Source organism: Streptomyces sp. NPDC102279 (genome assembly GCF_044766365.1).
In the GTDB taxonomy this organism is placed as follows: Bacteria; Actinomycetota; Actinomycetes; order Streptomycetales; family Streptomycetaceae; genus Streptomyces.
Window position 1 is genome coordinate 78,181 of the sequence record NZ_JBIWLU010000020.1, and the last position, 24,161, is coordinate 102,341.

A 24,161-nucleotide genomic window follows, 5' to 3' on the forward strand; every position below is an offset into this window, starting at 1 on the left:
CACCGTCGACGGTCAGAGAAGGGCTCCGTACAGGGTGGGAGAAGTACCGGTGCGGAGTGCCACACCTCGACAACGTCTCACATTCGATGTCAACATCGAAAATGACCCTAATCCACTGTCGCTCTACAGGCAAGAGCGAATCCGTTCCGGCCTTCCTGGACAGCGATGCGCCATCGCGATCATGGCGCTGACGTGCACAGACAGTGGTCGGCCGGGTGGTGGAGGACGACTGGTCGAGGACACCACGATCGGTTCCCCGACATGGTTGAGCCCTTCGACATGACGCCCAGCCACGTGCCGTTCACCTCGCGCCCGGATCTCCCCCAGGCGTCCATCACACCCGCTGTTCACCGGCCCTCGTGAGTCGCGTCATAGGCGGCCGCCGAAATTTCCGATGTCAACGTCGACCTGTCGTCCTGTCCACGGCTCCGTTGTGTCGCCTGGAGTGGAGACCTCGGGGGCCTCAGGGCGCTGTCGGCGGGCGCAGGGTAGGCAGACCGGCAGGTTCGGCGCAACCGTCGGCATTCGTCAAGAGAACACCAGGTCAAACCATGCGAGACGAGGATCGGACGCCTACGTCGAATACACCGGCCACCGACGCGGTGACCCGTTCTGATCCGCAGTCAACTGACGCCCGCCGGTTTGCCGTGCGGCTCCGTCGCAATACTTGACGGGACGCGAGAAACCGGCCGCCACACCGCACCGACCCAAGATCACCGCGCGTCCTGGCGCCGTTGACACCGTCCGGACAGCGGGAATATCGTCCCTCCACGGCCGGGTAGCTGAAGGCCCGTCGGACGGCTGCCGCAGGACTCACCCGACGCATCGCGTCGCTGCGACAGGTCCGTTGGACACACGCCCCGCAGGCCCGCGCCCGAAGCGGCCCATTGCAGATCACCCAGATCACTTGGCACCTCTTCACCGACGACGCCACCGGGCGCATCGTCCATCCGGCTCCCCCGCCCGATCAGCCATCCATTCGACCAAGAGCACACAACGCAGAGGTCATACCGGGGCCACACCCTCCACACATCATCGGGCGACCACTCCATCGAGACGTCACCCGTACCTCCGGAGGAACACCGCAAGGAAGTCAAGGCGTTCGGGCCAAGGAGCCCGTCAGGTCCACGACGCACCAGACGGTAGGGAGCCCTGGGGCCATGGGCCGTGTTCGCCGAACCGTGGACCGGATCGGCTCACGGCATCGCCTCAGACAGGAGACAAGCCCGATGTCCCACCAGGACCAGCATCCGGCCCCGAACAAACTCGACGTGGTCGTCGTCGGTGCGGGCTTCGCCGGCCTCTACCAGCTCCACCGCCTGCGTGGACAAGGATTCGACGTCCGTATCATCGAGGCGGGCGACGGGGTGGGGGGAACCTGGTACTGGAACCGCTACCCCGGCGCCCGGTGTGACGTCCGTAGCGTCGACTACTCCTACTCGTTCTCCCCCGAGCTCGAGGCGGAGTGGGAGTGGAGCGAGAAGTACGCCGCTCAGCCCGAGATCCTCCGATACCTCGAACACGTCGCGGACAGGTTCGATCTGCGCCGTGACATCGATCTCGGTATCCGCCTCACCGCGGCCACGTTCGACGAGACTTCGGGCCGTTGGATGATCGAGACCGACCAGGGCGGCCGTTACGACGCCCAGTTCTTGATCATGGCCACCGGCAACCTGTCGTCTTCCCGGATTCCCGACATCCCCGGGCTGGACGACTTTCACGGTGCGCGACTGCACACCGCGCAGTGGCCGAAGGAGGGCATCGATCTCACCGGGCGTCGTGTCGGCGTGATCGGCACCGGTTCCTCCGGAGTCCAGGTCATTCCGGAGCTGGCCGCGCAGGCGGACCATGTCACGGTGTTCCAGCGCACCCCCGCGTTCGCGCTCCCGGCGAACAACCGCCCGCTGACGGGGGAGGAGAAGCGGCAGGCACACGAACGTGCGGAGTGGCGGCGCAACGCGGCACGCAATTCCAGCTTCGGGATCGACCTCCCCGCTCCCCAGTACAAGGCCCTTGAGGTCGACGATGCCGAGCGACGGGCCACCTACGAGAGCTACTGGGACGACGGCGCCGCGACGGCCCTCATGCTGAGCTACCGCGACCTGTTGTACGACCGTGAGGCCAACGAGACGGTTGCGGAGTTCCTGCGCGACAAGATCAAGACGATCGTGGACGACCCGGAGACCGCCCGCGCGCTGACCCCTCACGGTTTCCCTTTCGGGGCCAAGCGCGCGTGCGTGGGCACCAATTACCCGGCAATCTACAACGAGCCCCACGTCGACCTGGTCGACGTGGGCGCGGATCCCATCGACCGGTTCACCGCAACCGGACTGCGTACCGAGAGCGGCACGGAACACCCCCTCGACGCGATCGTGTTCGCCACCGGCTTCGACGCGATGACCGGCGCATTGACGTCCGTGGACATCCGGGGACGGGAGGGCGTCCTGCTCCGCGACAAGTGGTCGGTCGGGCCCCACAACTTCCTGGGTGTGTCGACGAGCGGATTCCCGAACATGTTCATCGTCACCGGTCCGGGCAGCCCGTCGGTGCTGTCCAACGTGGTGGTCTCGATCGAGCAGCACGTGGACTGGATCACCCGGTGCCTGACGTTCCTCCGCGATCACCGGATCGCCACGATCGACGCTTCCGCGGGCTCCGAGGCGGACTGGGTCCGCCAGGTCAACGAGGCCGCGGCGAGGACTCTGTACCCGGAGGGCAACTCCTGGTACCTCGGCGCGAACGTCCCAGGCAAGCCACGGGTCTTCATGCCCTACGTCCGGGGGCTGAACCACTACAGCCGGATCTGTGACGAGATCGCCGAGCGCGGGTACGACGGCTTCGTCCTCGCCCCGCGCCCCGAAGGGGCGGCATCCACGAAGGCCTCGTCGAAGAAGCCCGCCTGAGCAGCGTCCACCTACGGACGTTCGGACACACGGTCGGGCCCGGTCCCTGACGTCCCTCGTCACAGACTGGCCGGCACCGCCGAGCTGTACGAACCACAAAGGAGTCAACCAGTGTCGTTGGATCACGAGCTTCTCTACATCGGCGGCAAATGGGTGAAGCCCTCGTCGTCTCAACGCCTGAAGGCTGTCAACGCGGCGACCGAGGAGTATCTGGGCAGCGTTCCCGAGGCCGTCGAGCGGGACGCGGACGTGGCCGTGGCCGCGGCGCGCGGCGCCCTGGACGCGGGATGGGCCACCTCGGATCCTCAGGAGCGGGCGGCTGCGCTCAACCGCCTCGCCGACTCCCTCGAGAAGCGGCTCGACGCGTTCACCCGAGTGGTGAGCCAGCAGGTCGGGATGCCGTACCCCATGAGCAAGCAGTTCGAGGGCCGCTTCTCGGTCTCCGTACTGCGCTATTACGCACAGCTCGCCGGGACCCTCGAGCCGGAGGAGCGGCGTCCGTCGCCCATGGGCTTCGACACGCTGGTCCGCCGCGAGGCGGTGGGGGTCGTGGCGGCCATCGTGCCGTGGAACTACCCGACCGTACTGGCGGTCTCGAAGATCGGGCCGGCGCTCGCGGCCGGCTGCACGATCGTGCTCAAGCCGTCCCCCGGTGCGGTGCTCGACTCCCACATCTTCGCCGAGGCTGTGGAGGAGGCCCAGCTTCCGCCGGGTGTCATCAACTACACGCCGGGTGGGCGTGACCTGGGCGCGTACCTGGTGTCGCACCCGGGCGTGGACAAGGTCGCCTTCACCGGGTCGACCGCCGCGGGCCGGCAGATCGCCGAGGTCTGCGGCCGTCTGTTGCGACCGGTCAGCCTGGAGCTCGGCGGCAAGTCGGCGGCGATCATTCTGGACGACGCCGACCTGGACACCGTCCTCAAGGGCCTGACCGGCGTCTCACTGGCCAACAACAGCCAGACCTGCGTCGCCTGCACGCGCATCCTGGCGCCGAGCAGCCGCTACGACGAGATCGTCGAGGCCATGGCCACATGGGCGTCCGAGCTCAAGGTGGGCGACCCGCTCGAACGGGGCACTCAGATCGGGCCGGTCTTCTCGGAGGCTCAGCGCGACCGCATCGAGGGCTACATCGCCAAGGGACGTCAGGAGGGCGCGCGGCTGGTGGCCGGCGGTGGCCGTCCGGCCGGCCTGGACCGCGGCTGGTTCGTGGAGCCGACCGTCTTCGCCGACGTCGACAACACCTCGGTCATCGCCCGGGAGGAGATCTTCGGCCCGGTGCTCGCGGTGACCCGCTACGACGACGACCAGGACGCTCTGCGGATTGCGAATGAATCCGAGTACGGCCTCGGCGGCACGGTGTGGTCGGCCGACCGGCAGCGGGCCACCGACGTCGCGCGCCGGGTCGTGGCGGGCACGGTCGGTGTCAACGGCTACGCCATCGACATCAACGCGCCCTTCGGCGGGGTGAAGGCGAGCGGAATGGGCCGCGAGTTCGGTCCCGAGGCCCTGGCCGGCTATCAGCAGCTGAAGTCCATCTTCCTGATCGGCTGACACGGGCGGCTCGTCACACTTGGACAAGGCTCGGAGCGGAAGCCCGGCGGGCTTCCGCTCCGAGCCTTGTCCAAATGTCGCGACGGTCGTCGTGCCGAGCCGATGACGAAGACAGACGTCCACAGCGTTCACATCAAGGGGGCAATTCCATGCACGAGATCGAGATCGTGACCACCTTCCTGCGGAAGATGGCCGAACACGACGTCGACGCCACCGTCGCCTTCCTGAGCGAAGACGTGTTCGTGCACAACATGCCCGTCGCTCCCACCTACTCGCGGGAGGAGTGGAAGCAGCGCATGCTCACCTACGACAACACCGCGGGCGGGATGAAGGTACAGGTCCTCAACATCGCCGGCGACGGCAGGGGAAATGTGCTGACGGAGCGTGCCGACAGCTTCCTGCGCAACGGCAGGTGGATCGAGATCCCGATCATGGGGGCCTTCACTGTCAAGAACGGGTTGATCGTCAGCTGGCGCGAGTACTTCGACATGGGTGCCACCAAGGGCCTCTCGGAAGTCGAACCGCACGGGTCCTGACCCTCGGTCGGCAGCGTCTCCGAGCCTTGCCGGCCAGTCACGTCCGATGCGCCGCGAGGCGACCGGCTCCCGGATGGCTTCTTGCTGTGTCCTGGTTCGCAGCGGGCGGCATACCGCAGCACCACGAGAACCTCACACCTCCACAAAATAGTTGCCCCAGGCATGCATGTGTAGGACTATTACCTTCAGGCAGTGCGACGGACCGACCATCCAGCGGGACTCGGTCCGGGACGACCGCCCACCTTCTGGCTCACCCCCACCGAGCACGGATGCCGTCGTCTCCACGCCGTACGGCGGACGGGCAGCCAGTTCGAGACGTGGGAGACGGAACGGGCCAAGGACCTGGCCGTCCTGCTCACACGCTTCAACACCAAACGTGAAACCTGATCGCATCGGCGGCCGCGTCGGGCGACCGGCCGTTCGTTCGCTGCCACAAAGCACTCGCAGCCCATCAACAGCACCTTTCGAAAGAAGTGACGCACCATGCAGGACCGGCTCACCAACAAGGTCGTACTCGTCACCGGCGGCGTCGGCGGGCTGGGCACGACCCACACCCGCCGCTTCATCGCCGAGGGCGCCTCGGTGATGATCACCGACGTGCTGGAGGAGGAGGGCCTGAAGCTCGCCGCCGAGTTGGGCGGGCGTGCCCGCTTCAGCACCCTCGACGTCACCGACGCCGCCCGGTGGAAGGAAGTCGTCGCCGAGACAGAACAGGCCTTCGGCCCCGTGGATGTCCTGCTGAACAACGCCGGCATCGCCGCACCAAGCCCTCTCGAGGACTTGCCGGAGGCCAGCTTTCGCAAGGTGGTCGACATCAACCAGGTCGGCGTCTTCCTCGGCATGCAGGCGGTGGTCCCGTCCATGCGCCGGGCCGGCGGCGGCTCCATCATCAACATCTCGTCCATGGGCGGCCTGATCGCCTCGCCCGGAGCAATCGCCTATGCCGCGACCAAGTGGGCCGTGCGCGGCATGACCAAGGCCGCGGCGCTGGACCTCGCTCAATACGGCATCCGCGTCAACTCGGTGCACCCGGGTGTGATCCGGACCCCCATGCTGGAGGCAAACCTGAGTGCAGCCGGTATCGACGCGCTCCGGCAGGTCACGCCAGTGGGCCGGCTCGGCGAGCCCGAAGAGGTCAGCCACCTGGTGATGTATCTCGCCTCGGACGACTCGAGCTACTCCACCGGTTCCGAGTTCGTCGTCGACGGTGGTTTCACCGCTCAGTGACTCTTTGGCGGCCCGCCTGCTGCGGGTACTGGGCCGCCAAGTCGGCAAGCACCCGTGGCAGACGGTCCCCACGGGTATGCCCGGCCCGGGATGACGTGGCGCGCCCCATCTCGGCCAACCCCTCGGAACAGCGCGGCGGCGTGCTCTTGCCCACCTCCGAAACACGCGGTGACGATGCGAGTTCGAGGTCCCGGAGTACCAGCGCCAGGTCCTTGCCGCCCCGCAGGCGCCGACCGGGTGGCCGAGTGCGGCGAGCACCTCATTCAGCTCGAAGAACCTGGTAGACAAAGAAGCCAGTGCCGACAGAGGCGACTCGTCACTCCCCTGCGCGGACCCCGGCGTCTCACCACGCCACCTCGGCCCAGGGGTCCACAGGCACGACACCCCTTGCGCACCCCTGTTCATCGAGCAAGCGACCCACGTGCTTGATAGTGCGCAGCGTCACGGCGCGATCCTCGATGCAGGCCGCCGGTGAGCGCTGGGTCATCTCGATCTCGAACTGCGGGATGTCGCTCGTGTCCCGCAGCCAGGCGATGACAATCAAGTTCTGTGGCCCGGTCACGCCCACGGAAACCCGCACCTGGGGAAGCTCCGAGATCGCCCTTGCCGCCCCGTCCAGCTCCCGCGGCGGCACACTCAGCCAGAACGTGGCGGCAGTCGTGCTCCCTGAGACTCCCTTCGCCAGATCACATCGCACCTTCAACAGCCCTGCCCCCTCCATGTGCGCCAGCCGACGGCGCACCGTGTTGAGGCTTGCCGACGTGCGCTCGGCCAACTCACTCACTGGCAGCCGTCCGTCCGCACTCAGTTCCACGGCCAGCCGACGGGCGAGCGGGTCGAGGTCCACCGAGGAGGAGTACCCAGGCGCGGTCCGGGTCCGCAAGGCCAACTGCTGCCCGGGCTCCAGCGCGTCCAGGCGCCAGGTGGACGCCTCGGTGACGACGGTTGTGACCACATGGCTACGCACGGAACGGACCCCGACGGCCTGTTGTACCCCGCGAAGACAGTCCGACAGCGCGGAGATTGACGACGTCGACACGTTCAGTAGCAGATCTCGTGCACCCGAAGTCTCCTCGACGGTCGCGATCCTCGGGTCTCGCGCGAGCGTCTCCGCGGCACTGTGCGCGGTATTCGCGTCACAGTCCACCTCCACCAGCGCCCCGCCCGAACCGGTCGGACTCAGATAGGCGGAGATCCAGGCATCCCCATGCGCCCCGAGCCGTTCCCACCGCCGCGCCAGGGTCGTCGGGTTCAACCCGAGCGTCTGACCGAGACTCGTCCAGGAAGCGCGCGGGGCGATCTGCAGCGCGTTCAGCAGCATCAGGTCCGTCTCATCGACGCGCTTCGAATCCGGCATCAGCGTCCCCACAGTGGAAAGATCCGGCAATTTCGAGCGCTCACTTCAACCGACCCTAGGCTCCGACGCATCGTATTCGACCACATCAGACCCGTGTATGGACCGGGTCCCGCGTTCGCCTTTCCACTCTCTCTCGAAGGGAACGCCCCACATGAGTTCTGTCCAATCTCCGCCCGGCTCTTCCGCCGCGGCCGTCGTGGGTTTGCTGGTCGGCGTCGAGTTCGTGAGCGGCTACATCCAGGGCGTCGTGCCCACCGTGACGCCAGCACTCGGCACCGCGCTCGGTGTGGACTCCGCCTCACTCAACTGGATCAACAGCGTGTTCTTGCTGTCGTCCGCGCTCTGGGTACCCGTGCTCAGCAAGCTCGGCGATCTCTACGGGCACCGCAGACTGCTGCGCCTGTCTGTCGTGTTGCTCATCGTGGGGTCGGTCCTGGTCGCCCTCGCTCCGACCCTCGCCCTGGCCCTGGCCGGCCGAGTGCTACAAGGCGCTCTGCTGTGCTTCCTGCCCCTCGAAATGGCTCTCGTACGCGATCGGTTGGACACCGAAAGGGCGCGCGCGGGCATCGCGATTCTCATCGGGGCGCTCACCCTGGGCGTCTCGGCGGGCAGCGTCGCCGGCGGTGCCCTGCTTGATCTTCTGGGCTCCGTACACATGGTGCTGTGGGTGTCCGCGGCCGCTGCGGGGGTCTGCGCCACCATTCCGTTCTTCTTCGTGCCCGAATCCCGCACGAGAGCTCAAGAAGGTGCCCACGTCGACTGGGCAGGCGCCGCACTATTGGCTCTGGGACTGGGTTTGTTCATGCTGGCGTTGGCCTTCGGGCCGCAGCGTGGTTGGGCCGACCCGGGAACGCTCACCTCGTTGCTTGTCGGAGCCACCGTGTTGGTCGCGTGGTGCCGCTTCGAACTCCATCAGGCCCACCCCTTGGTCGCGATACGGCATCTGGCTCAGCCCCGGCTGCTCGCTCTGTACTGCGCCGCGGCACTCGCCGGCATGGCACTGCTCGGCTCCCCGACCGTGGTGGCGACATTCGCGGCAACGCCGCACGCGGCCGGATACGGCTTCGGCCTGAGCGGCACAGGGCTCGGCTTCTTCCTCCAGACCACGGCAGTCAGTGCCTTCGTCGCTTCTCTGCTCGCCCCTCGCCTGGTTGCAGTAATCGGCCAAAGCGTCATCGTCACCGGAGGGTTCGTCCTGATCGCGGTCGCCTTCGCCGCGACGATGCCGCTGAGCGCGTCGTTGCCGGGCATGGTCGTCGCCCTGGGCATTCTCGGTCTCGGTGGCGGCACGGTGGCCGCCGTACTGCCCGCGATGATCCTGGAACAACTACCACGTACCGAGGGTGGTATCTCGGCCGGCGTCTACAACATGGTCCGCACCCTCGGCGGCAGCGTGATGGCCGGTGTCTTCGCCGCGGTGCTGGCGAGTGCCACGTCCGGAACGACTCAGCGCATCACCTCCGGCGGCTACACGGCGGTGTGGGCGGTGTGCGCGGCCGTGGCACTGCTGGGTGCAACTCTCGCGCTGGCGGCCCGGGGCCGCGCCACGGCGGAGAGCCCCGCCGCCGAGCGCGTGACAGCGACGAGCTCCGCCTCTGGTTAAGGGACCGCTGAAAGGTTCCGCCCTCCCCGATCCCCTCCCCAGCCCCTCCTCATCACCACAACAGCAGAAAGCGACACCATGATCCTTACCGACGACATCGCAGCCTATGTCGACCAGCACGCGAAGACGTTCACCGAACTGAGCGACGCCATCTGGGACAACCCTCAGCTGCGCTGGACCGAGACTGACGCGGTCGAACGGCAGATCGCGATGGCCGAGAAGCACGGATTCCGGATCACCCGTGACGTGGCCGGCCTCCCGACCGCCTTCAGTGCCGAGTACGGGGAGGGCGGCGCGGTGATCGCCTTCCTCGGCGAGTACGACTCGCTGGCCGGTCTCAGCCAGGCCGCCGGAGTACCCGTACAGACGCGCGACCCCGCCAACACGACTGGGAACGGCCAAGGATGCGGGCACCATCTGCTCGGTGCCGGGTCTCTGCTCGCGGCCGTGGCCGTGGCGGAATACCTCCGTGCCAAGGGCCTGCCGGGCCGGGTCCGCTACTACGGCTGCCCCGCCGAAGAAGCAGCGGCCGGCAAGACCTACATGGTCAAGGGCGGCGCCTACGACGACGTCGACGCCGCCGTCACCTGGCACCCGATGTCCGGCACTATGACCAGGCAGGCCCTGAGCCTTGCCTACTATCAGGCGTACTTCCACTACAGCGGCGTCGCCGCGCACGCGGGCGCCTCGCCGCACCTGGGCCGCAGTGCGCTGGACGCGGTCGAACTCTGCAACGTCGGTACGAACTTTCTGCGGGAGCACATGCCCGACAGTGCTCGCATCCACTACGCGATCACCGACTCCGGCGGCGTCTCACCGAATGTCGTGCAGGCACAGGCCAGCGTCTACTACATCGTGCGTGCCACGACGGCAGCCGAAGCGAAGGCGCTTTACCACCGTGTGCTGAAGGTCGCAGAAGGCGCGGCGCTGATGACCGAGACCGAGCTGACCGTCGAGTTCGACGGAGCCTGTGCGGAGATCTTGCCGAACGACGTCCTGGAGGGTGTGCTGCATCGGAACACCTTCCACCTCGGCGGAGTGCCGTTCGACGAGGCCGACCAGGAGACGGGGCGCGCGTTCCTGGCCGCACTCGAACCGGCGACCGTCGCGGCGGGCCGGGTGTTCTCCGGCCTGGACGCCGACGACGACAAGGCCCTGCACGACGCGGTGCTCCCGCTGAACACGTCGGTGCCCCGGTGGCAGGCTTCCGCCTCCAGTGACGTCGGAGACGTCAGCTGGGTCACCCCGACCGTGCAGATAAGCGCGGCCTGCGTACCGTTCGGCACGCCGTTCCACTCGTGGCAGCTGGTGGCGCAGGGCAAGCTGCCCGCCGCTCACAAGGGAATGATCCACGCCGCGAAGGCCATCGGTGCCACTGCCGCCGAACTCCTGACGGACACAGCGGTGTTGGAGGAGGCGAAGGCGGAGTTCCGCCGGGTCACGAAGCGCACTCCGTATCACTGCCCGATTCCGGACGACGTCGTCGCCCCACCGCTCCGTGCGGACGCTTCGTAGCCGGGGGCACACGAGCATCTCCGCGACGACCGACGAGAGCCCAGAGGCGCTTCGTACCCCTTGCATGAGACGCGGTCGCTGCCATGGCCGACGGGTTGTCGATTTCGGAGGCACCAGGGCGACGGGTTCAGGTGGGGTTGGACGTGGCCGCCTGGATCTCGAAGCCCATCAGGCCTCCTTCACCCCAGAAGTGTGCGAGGTCGTCACTGTCTCCGAGGATCTGTTCGCAGACCGACGCCCATCCTTCCGGGCTGTGTTCCGCGGGGCGCACGTTGGGCAGCGCCGCGCAAAAGCTCCTTGCGCCGGTGTCCGCCTACTTGCCGGCCCGCTGGCACCCCTCCCGCGCGGGCGGCCCGGGAGGGCTTCCGAGGCGGGAGGGTGTCGTCACGTCGAACGTCCCTCGCGGGGGGACTCGCCGCTCCCGGACCGCCGAGGCGCAGTGCTGCTGCAGAGCGTCTCCGTGACGCTCTGCCGGTCAGTACTGCTCGGACTGTCCGCCGTCGATCGAGATCACTGTCGCGTTGATGTAGGAAGCCTGGTCCGACAGCAGGAAGGCAACCAGGTGCGCGACCTCCTCAGGACGGCCGAGCCGCTTCATCGGGTTGCTGCTGCTGAACTGGCGCCCCACCTCTTCCCAGTTCACCGGGTCGACCTGCTTCAGCGAGGCCTCGACCATCGGCGTCATGATGCCTCCGGGGGCGATGGCCTTGATGGTGATGCCGAACTGACCGTATTCCACACCGGAGTTGCGGGTCAGCCCGACGACGCCGTGCTTGGCCGCCGCGTAGCCGGACTGGTTCCCGACGCCGCGGATGCCGCCCACTGATGCGCTGTTGACCACGGTGCCGCTGCCCTGCTCGCGCATGACCTTCAGGACATGCTTCAGTCCGAGGAAGACGCCTTGCAGGTTGATGGCGACGACGCGCTGGAACTCTTCACTGGTGAAGTCCTCGGTGAGGTTCTGCCGGCCCTCGATGCCGGCGTTGTTGAAGAAACCGTCGATGCGCCCGAACGCCTTCTTGGTCTCGGCGACGTAGCGCTCCACGTCCGTCTCGAGGCTCACATCGGCGGTGATCTGCCGGACCTCGGTGCCGGGTGCGGCCTTCTCGATCTCGGCCGCAGTGCGCGCGAGGCCGTCGGCGCTGACGTCGACCAGGGCGAGCTTGGCGCCCTCGGTGGCGAGCTGGACGGCTGTGGCCTGACCGAGACCCGAGCCGCCGCCGGTGATGAGCACGACCTTGCCGTCGAACCTGGTGTTCATGTCCTGACCTCCTGGAATTGATGCTGGTGGCAGGTGATCTCCGAGGATGTCCAGGTCGGTCGCCGCCGCGGGCCGCCGCCGATCGGCGACCCGGTCTATATATTAGACAGTACGTACTGTCTCGTTATTCCATCGGATGCCGGGAGGCCCCCGTGTCGCAGCCCACAGGCCCACGTCGCAAGCGTGGCCGCCAGCGCGATCCGGTTGCCCACGAAGCCGTCCTGCGCGCCGCGCGCGAGCTGGTCTCCGAGGTCGGCTACCAGAAGGTCACGATGGAGCAGATCGCCGAGCGGGCCGGCGTGGCGCGCATGACCCTGTACCGCTGGTGGTCCAACAAGGCCGCCGTGGTGACCGAGGCCGTCGCCGACCGGCTGGCTCCCGGCCCGCTGCCCGACACCGGCTCCACCCGTGACGACGCGGTCCGCTACCTCGGCGACCTGGTGAGCGCCCTGACCCTGCTGGGCGACCCGAGCGTCATCGCGGGCGCACTCGTCGAACGCGGCGAGGCGGGCCGCGCGGACCTGCGGGACATCCTGACCGCCCGACTGTCCCCCGGCACCCTGCTGCTGAGCCGCGGCGTGGAGCGGGGCGAACTGCCCCGCGGCCTGGACCTCCACACGGTCGTCGACAGCTGGGTCGGCTTCGTGCTGTACCGAATCGTCTTCCTCGAACAGACGCCCAGCCCGAGAGACCTCACGGCACTGGTGGACCTGCTGCCGCTCACCGGTCCCGGTCCGGGCACCGAAGCCGGTCCTCGGACCTCCGAAGGTCAGGGCTGAGCCGCCTCGCCGCCGTGCGCGTACGGCATCGCGCTCGTAATGTCCTACTCCAGCAGCCGAATCGCGGCCGCGGGACACACGGTCGCGGATTCCCGCACCGCGTCATGCTGCTCAGTCGGCGGGTTCTCCTCCAGCAGGATGACCATGCCGTCCTCGTCCTGCTGGTCGAAGACATCGGGAGCGAGCAGCGTGCACTGGCCCGAGGCCACGCATTTGGGGATGTCAACTTCTACGCGCATGATGATTTTTTCCGCCCTGTTTCATGGGTGTCAGCGGCGGCAGTTCCCGGCCGACGGCGGTGGTGGTTCGCCGACATGAGGGCACCGGAGCGCATCTCTCCGCGCACACAGCCACCCTCGGCGGCTCTTCCTCAGGTCCTTGCCTACCAGGTGACCGGCAGCTCGCGGAGTCCGTAGACCTGGCCTTCGTACCGGAACGGCAGCTCGTCCAACGGCACGGCGAGCCTGAGGTCCGGGATGCGCGCGAACAGGCTGGTGAGCACGGTGCGCAGTTCGATACGTGCAAGGGTCTGGCCGAGGCACTGGTGCGGGCCGTAGCCGAACGTGAGGTGGTGCCGCGCCTCGCGTTCGAGGTCGAACTTCTCGGGATTCTCGAACGCCGCCGGATCGTGATTGCCCGTGTTGGACAGGGCGACCACAGCTTCGCCGGCTCGGACACACACGCCGTCGATCTCGACGTCCTCCTTGGCCAGCCGAACGTTCCCGGCCTCCGCGACCGCGAAGTAGCGGAGCGCCTCCTCGACCGCCCCCGGAATCTTGCTCGGGTCCTTCTTGACCGCAGCCAGCTGCTCCGGGTGCTCCAGCAGCATGACGGTGGCGAGCCCGATCGCGTTCGCGGTGGTCTCATGCCCCGCGACCAGCAGCATCAGGGCCATGCTGACCATGGCCGCGTGGTCGTACGTGCCCAGCTCACGCTGCTTGGCAATCTGCCGACCGAGCAGATCGTCAGCGGGCTCGGCTTCCTTGCCCGCGACCAGCTCGTCCAGATATCCCCGCAGGTCGGCGCCGGCCTGCTGCCGCTCTTCGACCGGGATGGCCGGAGCGAGAATCTTGTTGGAGAGCTGCTGGAAGGAATCGTGGTCGCTGTACGGGACGCCGAGCAGCTCGCAGATGACGAGCGACGGGACCGGCAGCGCGAGGGCCTGGACCAGGTCGGCCGGGCGGGGACCGGCGAGCATCGCGTCGATGCGCTCGTCCACGAACCGCTGGATCTGCGGCTCGAGGGCCGACATCCGTTTGACCGTGAACTCCCCGGCCAGAAGCCGCCGGGCAGCAGTGTGCTCGGGCGGGTCCATCGCCACCAGCATCTTGGCGCCACCGGTCATCTGCTTTGTGGTGATCGTCCGTCCGGGGAACCGGGGATCGAGGCGATCGGAGCTGAACCGTGTATCACCCAGCGCCTTGCGGATCGTCTCGTGCCGCGTCAAAGCCCAGACCTGGTCTCCGGTGGGCAGGGTGACCTGTGCGATCGGCGCCTCTTCCTGCAGCCGCACCTGCTCATCGATGGGGGCGAACGGGCAGGTGCGCTGCATAGGCAGGACCGGCGGATTGCTCATGAACTCTCCAATTTTCGATACCAACATCGAATTTTTTCAGCGTAGTGCCCGATCCGGACGCTGACAACAATCGCGACCGGTCCGACATAGCCACTCGGCGACCATCGCAAGAATGGGATGGGCGCGAAATTCGCACGGAACAGCGCAAAGCAGAAATTTTCGACGCTCAGATCGATCGCCACTGCCTGCTCCAGCAAGCCCCTGAGCCGACATCGAAGGGCGTTCAGAGTGGCTGTAGGCATGGCATCCGCCTCTCGCTGCCCGGGTAGTCGTGCGTACCAGTGCACGTGCACGACGTTGACAACGTTGACAGCCACGTCGGAAAGGGAGCCACCAGATCGCGTTGTCCTGCCTATCCACGTAGGGGTGTGGTGGCCCGGCCTGGACAGGAACCCACCAGAGCGCGGCAGGGCACGGCAGCGTTCGCCGTGCCCTGCCACCCCTCGCGCAGCACTCGCCGCGCTCGAGCCCTGATTCCTGCGTCGTCTTCGGCGAGGCGCGGCAACCAGCCTCGGCCTCCTGTAACTCCCGGGAATCCGCACGTTGATCGGCGGTCAGACGCACATATGTGTGGACGTCGTGACGGTGGCGATCGTGCATGGCTTGCCGGCCTCGTTCACGGCCGTCACCCTCACTACGGCGAAGCTGCGCCCCGAGTGCACCACCGACGCGTCGAATCGTGCCCTGGTCCCCAGGGGCAGGGGGCGCACGTAGGCGATGTGGACGGATGCTGTGTCGGACAGCGTGCCGACGGCCTCCAGCGCGGCGTGCGCGGCGATGTCCGAGGCACACAGCCCGATGCCCCCGTGCAAGTTGTTCAGCGGGTTGACCAGCTCCTCCGTGACGTCGAGGTACAACTCCGCACCGTCGGAGGTGGCCTTGGCTCTCGCGCCGATCAGTTCCAGAAGGTTCTCCGCGTTCGGCCGTGCGTCCGGGGGCACCGCGCCAGTGCCCGACGGTGCCCCAGCGGGCGCTTCCCCCACCCAGCGGCCGTGCTGACTGCACACGGCAACGAGCCTGCCGGTGTCGTCGACCACGGAGCCGTTGGCGAACGCTCCCTGTGCATCGGATCGCAGCACACGCGCGTCGGCGGAGAGCAGGGATCCGTCGGACGGAATCGGCCCGCAGACATCGATGGATATCTCCGAGCTCACGGACACGTGACCGGCGGGGCTGCGGAGCATGATGGCCCGCCCCAGAACATGGTCGACGAACACCCCGATCCCACCGCAGGCCGCTCGGCCCGCCGGGCCGTTCAGCCATGGACCGGTGCGCATGGAGTTGGAGACCATCCCGGTCTCGGACGGCGCCGACTCGGCCTTGGAGAGGGAACCGGGTCCGCGGGCCAGCAGGGCCACTGTCTTGTATCGCCGGGTGTGCTCAATGGTCGTCACTGCTCTGATTCGTCCGTATCTCGTAGGCGCCGACGTCCGCTCGCCGCGTCGGTGGGTCGTCCGGGCACTGATGGGAGCCTCCTCCGGGCAGGGGGCCGTTCAGGTTGCGGCTGGAGCCCACAGAACAGGTCCGGCAATGATCGAGTGGCTGGTGAGCTTGCGGCCGAGCACGGTCTGCGCCTCACGAGCGGCCTCGATGACCTTCTCCAGATCGAGGCCGGTCTCGACGCCCATCTCATGGAACATGCTCACCAGGTCCTCGGTTGCGATGTTGCCGGTGGAGCCTGCCGGCACCGGGCAGCCCCCCAGCTCGCCGAAGCTCGACTCGAAACTCCTGCAGCCGGCCTCGAAGGCCGCGTAGGCGTTGGCAAGGCCCTGGCCGCGGGTGTTGTGGAAGTGCGCCGTCAACTCGACCTGCGGCAGTCGCTCCCGGGCCGCGGTGAAGAACCGCGACACATACGCCGGGTTCGCCATACCGGTGGTGTCACCGAATCCGATCTCGGTCGCACCCGCCTCCGCGAACTGCTCGGCCAGATCGAGCACACGCTCCATGGGCACCTTGCCCTCGTAGGGGCATCCGAACGATGTCGCGACCACCGCGCAGAGCTTCAGGCCCTCAGAGACGATCCGCTTGCCCATCACCTTGACGTCGGCCATGGTCTCTTCGACGGCCCGGTTGATGTTCTTCTTGTTGTGGGTCTGGGACGCGCTGACGAACAAGGTGGTGTCCTCGAAGAGGTGGCGCACCTTCAGGGCGTTGTCGAGTCCCTTGCTGTTGGGGATCAGCACCATCCGTTCGACGCCGGTGGGCAGGTCTATGCCCGTGAGCACCTCTCCTCCGTCGCTGAGCTGCGGAATGACGTCGGGCCGGACGAAACTGGCCACCTCGATGCGCGTGAACCCGGCTCGCCCCAGTGCGTTGATCAGCTGGATCTTGTCGGGGGTCGGGATCGTCTCCGGCTCGTTCTGGAACCCGTCGCGGGGACCGACCTCACGGATGCGTACACGACGGGTCTCACCCTGGGTGCGGTTGTCCTGTGTCATCGCGCCACCTTCTGTTCCATGAGGCCGTTCGCCAGCCCCTCTCTGTACCGGGGCGCGGCCACCTCGATCAGGCGGCGTGCCCGCTCGGCCACGGTGCAGCCGGTGAGCATGGCGACGCCGTGCTCGGTGACGACCGCGTCGACGTCGACGCGCCCGGTCGTGACGACGCCTTCCAGCGTCGGTTTGATCGTCGACTCCCCGCCCGACTCGGAACGAAGGGCGATGATCGACCGGGCTCCGGTCAGGGAGGCCGCCCGGCTGAAGTCGACCTGTCCGCCCACCGCGCCGATGTGCACGCCCCGGCGCAGCTCCGCACCGACCTGGCCGAGCAGGTCGACCTCGATGGCGGAGTTGACGGACACCAGCGACCTCAGGCGGGACAACACCCCCGGATCATGTGTGTAGCCGGCCGATCGGAACACGACGGGGAACTCGTGCAGCCGGTCGTACATCGAGGCGCTGCCCAGTGCCGCGCCCGTGACGACCAGGCCTGGGTCGATCTCTTTACGGGCGCCGGTCACCACCCCCTTTTCGATGAGGGCCAGCACACCGTCGCTGATCATTCCGGTGTGGACGCCGAGGTCGGCGTGACCGGAGAGTGCGTCGAGCACCGCGTTGGGCAGGGAGCCGACGCCCGTCTGCAGGGTGTCGCCGTCCTCCACCAGGCCCGCGACATGCCGGGCGACGGCGCGCTCCACCTCGTCCGGAGGGTGGGAGGGCGCCTCGCGCAGCGGCCGGTCTGTTTCCACCGTCGCGGCGAAGGCGCTCAGCGGCAGCCGGCGGGTGCCGGTGGTCCGCGGCATCCGGTGGTTGATCTCGGCGATGAGTGTCCGCGTGTGGGGCAGTGCGTCGGCGACGTACTCGACGCCTATGCCCAGCGAGACCATGCCTTCTGCGTCCGGCGGGGAGACCTGGAGCAGGCCTACGTCGCAGGGAAGCCTGCCCCGGGCGAACATGCGCGGCAGCGCCGAGTAGTGACAGGGCACCACCTGGAGCTGTCCATGCTTGCTGAGCCCGCGCAGGCGGCCGAGGCCGCCGTAGGACAGCACAGTGAGATTCTCCGGCAGGTTGCCGGAGAGCCGTTCGTTCCAGGTGAGACCGGAGAAGGCGCGTACCGGGCCGATCGTGTCGGCCTGGTCGAGCAGAGCGTTTACCAGGGGTTCCGGTTCCGCGCCGCCCTGCCCCCACCAGACGCCGTCACCGGCATGTATGTGCGGAGTCAGGTCCAGCATCAGACGCGCTGCACCAGAGTCGCGGTCCCGAGGCCGCCGCCGCAGCACATCGTGACCAGGCCGATCTCGACGTCCCGGCGTTCCATCTCGGCGAGGAGCGTGCCGAACAGCCGCGAGCCACTGGCTCCTACCGGGTGGCCCAGGGCGATCGCGCCGCCGTTGACGTTGACCCTGTCCATGTCCGGGCTCAGTTCCTTCTCCCAGGCGAGGACGACGGAGCTGAACGCTTCGTTGATCTCGATCAGGTCGATGTCACCGATCGACATGCCGTTGCGCTCAAGCAGCTTCCGGGTGGCAGGGATCGGTCCTGTGAGCATGATGACCGGGTCGACGCCGACGGTGGTCTGGTCGAGGATCCGGGCGCGGGGGCGGAGGCCGTGGCGGTCGGCACCCTCGGGAGAGGCCAGCAGGACACCGGCCGCGCCGTCGGAGATGGGTGAAGAGCTGCCGGCCGTGATCCGGCCGTTCTCCCGGAAGACGGTCTTCAGCTTCGCCAGTCCCTCCATCGAGGTGTCCGGTCGGATGGGCTGGTCGCTGACCCGCTTCTCGCCGGCCAGCTCCATCGGGATCATCTCCCGGTCGAAACGCCCGGCGGCGACCGCTTCGGCAGCCAGGCGGTGCGAGCGGACTGCGAACTGGTCCAGTTCCTCGCGGAAGAGCTTCCACCGGTCGGCGATCAGCTCGGCGCTCTCCCCCTGCGACACGAAGTCGTAGCGGGACCGGAGTTCGGCGGTGATGGGGTCACCGTAGATTTCGGAGATCTTGACAGGAGAGTTGATCGGCACATGCTGCATGTGCTCCACACCTCCGGCGATCACGACGTCATGGGTGCCGGACGACACCAGAGCGGCTGCCATCTCGACCGCGGTCTGGGCAGATCCGCAGCGACGGTCCAGCACCGTCGCCGGGACCTCGTGCGGGTAGCCGGCCTGGAGCCAGGCATTGCGGGCGATGTTGCGGGACTGCTCGCCGAACGGTGCCGTACAGCCGACGACCAGGTCCTCGACGGCATCGGGTGCCAGACCGGTGCTCTCCAGCAGGGCCGTGTAGACGGAGCCGAGCATCTCGTTGGGGTGGGTGTCCCGGAACCAGCCGCGCTCGGGGTGCGACTTGCCCATGGGTGTGCGCAGCGCCTCGACGATCAGTGCGTCGCGGCCGTTGCTGGTGAAAGGATTAGTGCGCATCAGATAACCATCCCGCCGTCGACCGGCAGTACTTGACCGGTGATGTAAGCCGCCGCATCGGACGCGAAGAACACGAACGTGCCGGCGATTTCCTCTGGTTCGGCCCAGCGACCCAGGGGGACGCGGGCCAGGGTCATGGCCGCGAGCTTGTCGTTCTCGCGGATGTTCTCGGTCATCGAGGTGGCCGCCAACGGGGCCACGGCGTTGACCTTGATCTGCTTCCTCGCCAGTTCCTTGGCCAGGGACTTCGTGAGCCCCACGATGCCTGCCTTGGCCGCGCTGTAGTTCACCTGGCCGATCGTGCCGACGAGGCCGGCGGCCGAAGTGACGTTGATGATGCGGCCGGTGCCGTCGGTGGCGAGGAGGGGCAGCGCCGCTTGGCTGACTGTGTACGTGCCACCGACGTGGACGCCGAGGACCAGGTTGAACTGGTCTGCGGTCATCTTGTGGAACATCGCGGGCGCGATGGCACCGGCGTTGTTGACCAGGATGTGGAGCACACCACCGGTCAGAGCGGCCGCTTGCTCGGCCGCCCGGGCTGCCTCCGCCGCGTCGCGGACGTCGACCCTGGCCGATTCCGCTCGGCCGCCCGCCGCCACGATCTTCTGGGCGACCGCTTCCGCCGCGTCCTCGTCGAGGTCTGAGACGACAACGGCCGCTCCCGCCTCGGCGAAGGCCTTGGCGATGGCGGCGCCGATGCCGTTGCCCGCTCCGGTGACCAGGGCGCTGCGCCCTTGCAGAGAAAACATCAGTAGCTCCGGGGGAGGCCGAGGACGTGCTCGCCGAGGAAGTTGAGGACCATCTCCTGGCTGAGCGGGGCGATCTTGGTCAGGCGGGCCTCGCGGAAGTACCGCGAGACGTGGTACTCCTCGGAGTAGCCCATGCCGCCGTGGGTCTGCAGCGCGCGGTCGGCGGCCTGGAAACCGGCGTCCGCGCAGAGGTACTTGGCGGTGTTCGCTTCCCGCGCGCACGACCTGCCCCGGTCGTACAGCCACGTCGCCTTGCGCAGCGCGAGTTCCGCGGCGTCGAGCCGGGCCAGTGAGTCGGCGAGCGGGAACTGGAGTCCCTGGTTCATGCCGATGGGCCGGCCGAAGACCTCGCGCTCGTTGCCGTACTGGACGGCCTTGCGCAGGGCGACGCGGCCGATTCCGAGGGCCTCGGAGGCCACCAGCATCCGTTCCGGGTTGAGCCCGTCGAGGATGTACTTGAAGCCCTTGCCCTCCTCGCCGACCCGGTGTTCGGCGGGGATACGCAAGTCGTCGATGAACAGTTCGTTGGAGGTGACGGCATTGCGGCCCATTTTGCGGATCGGCCGAATGTCGACGTGGGCACGGTCGAGGTCGGTGAGGAAGAGGGTCAGACCGTCGGTCTTCTTCGGCGAGTCCTCGAACTTCGCGGTGCGGGTCAGCAGCAGGATCTTCTCCGACTCCATCGCCTTGGAAATCCACACCTTGCGACCGTTGACCACGTAGTCGGAGCCGTCGCGCCTGGCGAAGGTAGTGATGCGCGTGGTGTCGAGGCCGGCGCCCGGTTCGGTGACGCCGAAGCACACATGGAGGTCGCCGTTGACGATGCGGGGCAGGTTCTCCTTCTTCATTTCCTCCGAGCCGTGCACGATCACCGGGTGCATGCCGAAGATCGACAGGTGCATCGAGGAGGCGCCGTTCATGCCGGCGCCGGAAGCCGCGACTTCTTCGAGCAGCAGCGACGCTTCGGTGATGCCGAAGCCGTGGCCGCCGTACTGCTCGGGAGTGGTGACGCCCAGCCAGCCGCCCTCGGCGAAAGCCCGGTAGAACTCCGTCGGGAACTCGTGCGCGGCGTCCTTCTCCATCCAGTACTGGTCATCGAACCTCGCCGCCAGTCCACGGACCGCCTTTCGGATGGTCTCCTGGTCTTCTGTGAGCTCGAAATCCATGGCGCTCACGTCCTTTCCGGACTTTGGTTTGTTGAGGACTGCGGGAAACGGCGGGTACTCAGACGAGGGCCAGGCCGTCCGCGATGCGCTCGTTCCAGACCGCTGCGGTGCCGCAGAGTTTCTCGTCGAGCTTGGCCCGCTTGTAGAAGAGGTGCAGGTCGTGCTCCCAGGTGTAGCCGATCGCGCCGTGCAGGGTGAGGGCGCTGTCGGCTGCGTGAGCGCCCTCGGCGGTGACCTGTGCCTTGACGGCGGCGGCGTGCAGTGCCGCCTGCGGGGCACCGGACTCCACCGAGGCGGCGGCGAAGTAGACCGCTGAGCGGGCCGCTTCGACACCGACCAGAATGGTCGCGGCGGCGTGCTTGACCGCCTGGAACGAACCGATGGGGACGCCGAACTGGTGGCGCTGCTTGCTGTACTCCACGGCAAGGCCGAGCATCCGCTCGGTGGCGCCCAGTGAGTCGGCGGCGAGCAGCACGGCCGCCTGCTGCGAGGCCCGGTCCAGCACGACAGTCGCGTCCACGTTCAACGGCACCGACGCCGCCTGCTCGATGATCACGTCGGCGACCGACCGGGAGCGATCCAGCAGCGGACGCGGCAGGATGCCGACGCCCTGGGCGTCCGCTTCCACCAAACGCAGTTCCCGGAGTCCATCTCGGGTGACGGGGACGACGAACCGGGTGGCACGGTCACCGGCCAGGACCCGGGACACCGTGCCGCTGATCGTGCCGTCGGCGGCCACGGTGAGCGGGGCGGCGGTGTCCGGCACCGTCTCGGCCGGGACCAGCAGGGCCACCGTCTCCCCGGCCAGTGACGCCTCGGCCAAGCCGGGGCGGCCCGCCAGTGCGGGCAGGGCGAGGACTGTCGCCAGCCACGCGCTCGACGGGACCGCGGCGCGGGCAAGTTCCTCCGCCGTCAACGCCAACTCGACCAGACCGCCCCCCTGGCCGCCGAGATCCTCCGGGATTCCGACCCCGGCCCAGCCGTCGGCGACAAAGCGCGCGGTGAAAGCCGAGTGGTCGGCGGCGTCCAGCCACTGCCGCACCTTCTCAGAAGGCGCCACGTCGGCCAGCCAGTCCCGGACCGTCTGCTGGTACGCGTCCTGCTCCTCCGAGAGCTTCCACTGCATGACTTGTCCTCTCACGGCCCCGGCGAACCAGCCGGGGCGCCAGCATGTGCACGATCAGATGTGAACCGGGTTCACCGAAGGCCCTTGACCAGCAGCCGGATGGCGTCGACCGCCTCCGGGCTCTCGGCACCGGACAGATCACCCGGGTCCGTGCCGAGTACGGCGGCCTTGATCGCGCGCCGAAGGATTTTCGCCGAACGGGTCTTCGGGAGCTGGTCGACCCGCACGACCTGGGCGGGTGCGAACGGCTTGCCCACCTCGTCGGCGACGAGCCGTCGCAGGCGCGGCGAGACCGTGGCGTCGTCATCGGTATCGGCACGCGGGACGTAGAAGGCCCATACGGCCTCGCCCTTCTTGGCATCCGGGACGCCGACGACGGCGCACTCCGCGACGGCCGGGTCGGCTGCGAGGACCGACTCGATCTCGGCGGGCGCCACGCGCTTGCCGGCCACGTTCATCACGTCGTCCGACCGACCCAGGATGAACCAGCCGCCGCTCGCGTCGACCAGGGCGTGATCGCCGTGGCGCCACAGTCCGGGGAAGGTGGACCAGTAGGCCTCCAGGTACCGCTCGTCGTCGTTCCAGACGCCCCGGGTCATCGCGGGCCAGGGCTGGCGGCACACCAGCTCACCGACGCTGCCGCGCAGGGGCCGGGCGTTGTCGTCCACGACGTCAACGTCCATGCCGAGCGCGGGCCCGCCGAGCGAGCAACTGGCGATGTCCTCCACCGGGTAGGGGCTCAGGAAGGAGCCGCCGACCTCGGTGCCACCGGAGAAGTTGATGACCGGGACCCGGCTGTGGAACACGTCGCGCGCGAGCCATTCGTACGACTCCGGGTCCCATGGCTCACCGGTCGATCCGAGCACACGCACCGAGGACAAGTCAGCCGCCGGTGCGTCCTCGGAGACCGCGCGCAGCATGCGGATCAGGCTCGGGGACACGCCCAGCATCGACACCTGGTGCCGTTCGACGAGCCCCCAGAGCCGGCCGGTGTCGGGGACGTCGGGCGAGCCCTCGTACATGGCGAGGGTGCCGCCGTTGGCGTGGGTGCCCAACACCGACAGCGGGCCCATGATCCAGCCCATGTCCGTGATCCAGCAGAAGGTGCGGCCGGGCGAGATGTCGAAGCCGTAGGCCACCTCACTGGCGGTCTTCAGCAGGAACCCGGCGTGGGTGTGCACCGCTCCCTTTGGCTTGCCGGTGGTGCCTGAGGTGTAGGCGAGCAGCAGTACGTCGGAGGCCGAGACGTCCGCCACCTCCGGGTCCGGCTCCGTGCCGAGCAGATCCTGCCAGGAGACCTCGCGGTCGCCGGTCAAGGCCAGTGGCTCGGACAGGTTGTGGACGACCGCGACGACTTCCACGCTCGGGCAGGTCTTCAGCGCCTCCCGCAACTGCGGGAGCATCAGGGCGGTCTTGTGGCGGCGGACAGTGCCGTCGGCGGTGATGACCGCCTTGGCATCGGCGTCCTGGATGCGCGAGGCGATCGCGGTGGGCGCGAACCCTGAGAACAGTGGCACCGCCATCGCACCGATGCTTGCGACGGCGTAGATCGCCACCACGGCTTCGGGCGTCATGGGCAGGTAGAGGGCGACCGCGTCACCCCTGCCGATGCCCCGGGCACGCAGGCCTGCCCGGACCCTGGCCACCTGGTCCTCAAGCTCGGCGAAGGTCAGACGGCGCACTTCGCCGTCCTCTGCCTCGTGCGCGACGGCGAGGGTGTCAGGCGTGGTTCGGGCCCAGCGGGTCAGTGCCGCGTCGACGATGTTGATGCGTCCGCCGGTGAACCAGTCGGCGTACTCGATGCCACGCTCGAGGTTGACCACGTCCGTGTAGGGCGTGCGGAACGTGATGCCGAGGTCCTTGACCACCGCGTCCCAGAAGGCGCTGATGTCGGCCACCGACCGGGCGCGCAGCTCGTCCGCGGTGGACACATCCAGGGTCCGCATGAGACGGGCTGC

21 protein-coding genes are annotated in these 24,161 nt (G+C 68.0%); 8 read left to right on the top strand and 13 right to left on the bottom strand.

Annotation, left to right across the window (positions count from 1 at the left end; all coding sequences use genetic code 11):
* The first annotated feature begins 1,229 nt into the window (after positions 1-1,229).
* The 5 genes from ACIRQH_RS38050 to ACIRQH_RS38070 all read left to right on the top strand — a co-directional run bounded on the left by ACIRQH_RS38050 (position 1,230) and on the right by ACIRQH_RS38070 (position 6,217).
* A complete protein-coding gene (locus tag ACIRQH_RS38050; protein ID WP_404229847.1) occupies positions 1,230-2,903 on the top strand; it encodes a flavin-containing monooxygenase in 1,674 nt (557 codons plus the stop codon).
* Positions 2,904-3,014: 111 nt separating this feature from the next.
* Entirely contained in the window at positions 3,015-4,454 is a 1,440-nt protein-coding gene (locus ACIRQH_RS38055; protein WP_404229849.1) for an aldehyde dehydrogenase, read from the top strand.
* A gap of 149 nt (positions 4,455-4,603) precedes the next feature.
* Positions 4,604-4,990, top strand: a complete 387-nt coding sequence (locus ACIRQH_RS38060; RefSeq protein WP_404229852.1) for a limonene-1,2-epoxide hydrolase family protein — start codon at positions 4,604-4,606, stop codon at positions 4,988-4,990.
* A 192-nt stretch (positions 4,991-5,182) separates the two neighbouring features.
* Positions 5,183-5,377 (top strand): hypothetical protein, encoded by a 195-nt coding sequence (locus ACIRQH_RS38065; protein WP_404229855.1) that lies wholly within the window; start codon positions 5,183-5,185, stop codon positions 5,375-5,377.
* Between the two features lie 96 nt (positions 5,378-5,473).
* Positions 5,474-6,217: a glucose 1-dehydrogenase gene (locus ACIRQH_RS38070; protein ID WP_404229858.1), complete on the top strand. Its 744-nt coding sequence runs from the start codon at positions 5,474-5,476 to the stop codon at positions 6,215-6,217.
* A 343-nt stretch (positions 6,218-6,560) separates the two neighbouring features.
* Here ACIRQH_RS38070 and ACIRQH_RS38075 read toward each other — a convergent pair whose 3' ends face one another.
* Positions 6,561-7,586 (bottom strand): Lrp/AsnC family transcriptional regulator, encoded by a 1,026-nt coding sequence (locus tag ACIRQH_RS38075; RefSeq protein WP_404229861.1) that lies wholly within the window; start codon positions 7,584-7,586, stop codon positions 6,561-6,563.
* 139 nt (positions 7,587-7,725) lie between these two features.
* Between ACIRQH_RS38075 and ACIRQH_RS38080 the strand changes: the two genes are divergently transcribed.
* Positions 7,726-9,177, top strand: a complete 1,452-nt coding sequence (locus ACIRQH_RS38080; RefSeq protein ID WP_404229864.1) for an MFS transporter — start codon at positions 7,726-7,728, stop codon at positions 9,175-9,177.
* A gap of 78 nt (positions 9,178-9,255) precedes the next feature.
* Positions 9,256-10,692 carry an amidohydrolase gene (locus ACIRQH_RS38085; RefSeq protein WP_404229867.1) on the top strand — a complete coding sequence of 479 codons (1,437 nt, stop codon included), beginning with the start codon at positions 9,256-9,258 and terminating at the stop codon, positions 10,690-10,692.
* A gap of 127 nt (positions 10,693-10,819) precedes the next feature.
* Here the strand turns inward: ACIRQH_RS38085 and ACIRQH_RS38090 are convergent, their stop codons facing one another.
* Positions 10,820-10,963, bottom strand: a complete 144-nt coding sequence (locus ACIRQH_RS38090; RefSeq protein ID WP_404229870.1) for a hypothetical protein — start codon at positions 10,961-10,963, stop codon at positions 10,820-10,822.
* Between the two features lie 204 nt (positions 10,964-11,167).
* On the bottom strand, positions 11,168-11,953 hold the full coding sequence (locus tag ACIRQH_RS38095) for an SDR family oxidoreductase (RefSeq protein ID WP_404229872.1): 786 nt from the start codon (positions 11,951-11,953) through the stop codon (positions 11,168-11,170).
* Positions 11,954-12,105: 152 nt separating this feature from the next.
* On the opposite strand from ACIRQH_RS38095, the gene ACIRQH_RS38100 reads away from it, so the two are divergent.
* Positions 12,106-12,732 carry a TetR/AcrR family transcriptional regulator gene (locus tag ACIRQH_RS38100; protein ID WP_404229875.1) on the top strand — a complete coding sequence of 209 codons (627 nt, stop codon included), beginning with the start codon at positions 12,106-12,108 and terminating at the stop codon, positions 12,730-12,732.
* Positions 12,733-12,776: 44 nt separating this feature from the next.
* Here ACIRQH_RS38100 and ACIRQH_RS38105 read toward each other — a convergent pair whose 3' ends face one another.
* From ACIRQH_RS38105 to ACIRQH_RS38150, 10 genes are all read right to left on the bottom strand, one after another.
* Positions 12,777-12,971: a ferredoxin gene (locus tag ACIRQH_RS38105; protein ID WP_404229878.1), complete on the bottom strand. Its 195-nt coding sequence runs from the start codon at positions 12,969-12,971 to the stop codon at positions 12,777-12,779.
* 143 nt (positions 12,972-13,114) lie between these two features.
* A complete protein-coding gene (locus ACIRQH_RS38110; RefSeq protein ID WP_404229879.1) occupies positions 13,115-14,308 on the bottom strand; it encodes a cytochrome P450 in 1,194 nt (397 codons plus the stop codon).
* Positions 14,309-14,862: 554 nt separating this feature from the next.
* A complete protein-coding gene (locus tag ACIRQH_RS38115) occupies positions 14,863-15,702 on the bottom strand; it encodes a PaaI family thioesterase (RefSeq protein WP_404229881.1) in 840 nt (279 codons plus the stop codon).
* Positions 15,703-15,801: 99 nt separating this feature from the next.
* On the bottom strand, positions 15,802-16,746 hold the full coding sequence (locus ACIRQH_RS38120; protein ID WP_404229884.1) for a hydroxymethylglutaryl-CoA lyase: 945 nt from the start codon (positions 16,744-16,746) through the stop codon (positions 15,802-15,804).
* On the bottom strand, positions 16,743-17,978 hold the full coding sequence (locus tag ACIRQH_RS38125) for an acetyl-CoA hydrolase/transferase family protein (protein ID WP_404229886.1): 1,236 nt from the start codon (positions 17,976-17,978) through the stop codon (positions 16,743-16,745). Before ACIRQH_RS38125 ends, ACIRQH_RS38120 begins: the two co-directional genes overlap by 4 nt.
* Positions 17,978-19,162 carry a thiolase family protein gene (locus tag ACIRQH_RS38130; protein ID WP_404229889.1) on the bottom strand — a complete coding sequence of 395 codons (1,185 nt, stop codon included), beginning with the start codon at positions 19,160-19,162 and terminating at the stop codon, positions 17,978-17,980. Before ACIRQH_RS38130 ends, ACIRQH_RS38125 begins: the two co-directional genes overlap by 1 nt.
* Positions 19,162-19,911, bottom strand: coding sequence for an SDR family NAD(P)-dependent oxidoreductase (locus ACIRQH_RS38135; protein WP_404229892.1), 750 nt, complete (start codon positions 19,909-19,911; stop codon positions 19,162-19,164). Before ACIRQH_RS38135 ends, ACIRQH_RS38130 begins: the two co-directional genes overlap by 1 nt.
* The gene (locus ACIRQH_RS38140; RefSeq protein WP_404229895.1) at positions 19,911-21,077 is read right to left on the bottom strand and encodes an acyl-CoA dehydrogenase family protein; all 1,167 of its coding nucleotides are present in this window, start codon (positions 21,075-21,077) and stop codon (positions 19,911-19,913) included. The genes ACIRQH_RS38135 and ACIRQH_RS38140 overlap by 1 nt, the downstream gene beginning before the upstream one ends.
* A 58-nt stretch (positions 21,078-21,135) precedes the next feature.
* A complete protein-coding gene (locus ACIRQH_RS38145; protein ID WP_404229898.1) occupies positions 21,136-22,203 on the bottom strand; it encodes an acyl-CoA dehydrogenase family protein in 1,068 nt (355 codons plus the stop codon).
* Between the two features lie 71 nt (positions 22,204-22,274).
* Positions 22,275-24,149 (bottom strand): AMP-binding protein, encoded by a 1,875-nt coding sequence (locus ACIRQH_RS38150; protein ID WP_404229901.1) that lies wholly within the window; start codon positions 24,147-24,149, stop codon positions 22,275-22,277.
* Positions 24,150-24,161: the final 12 nt, after the last annotated feature.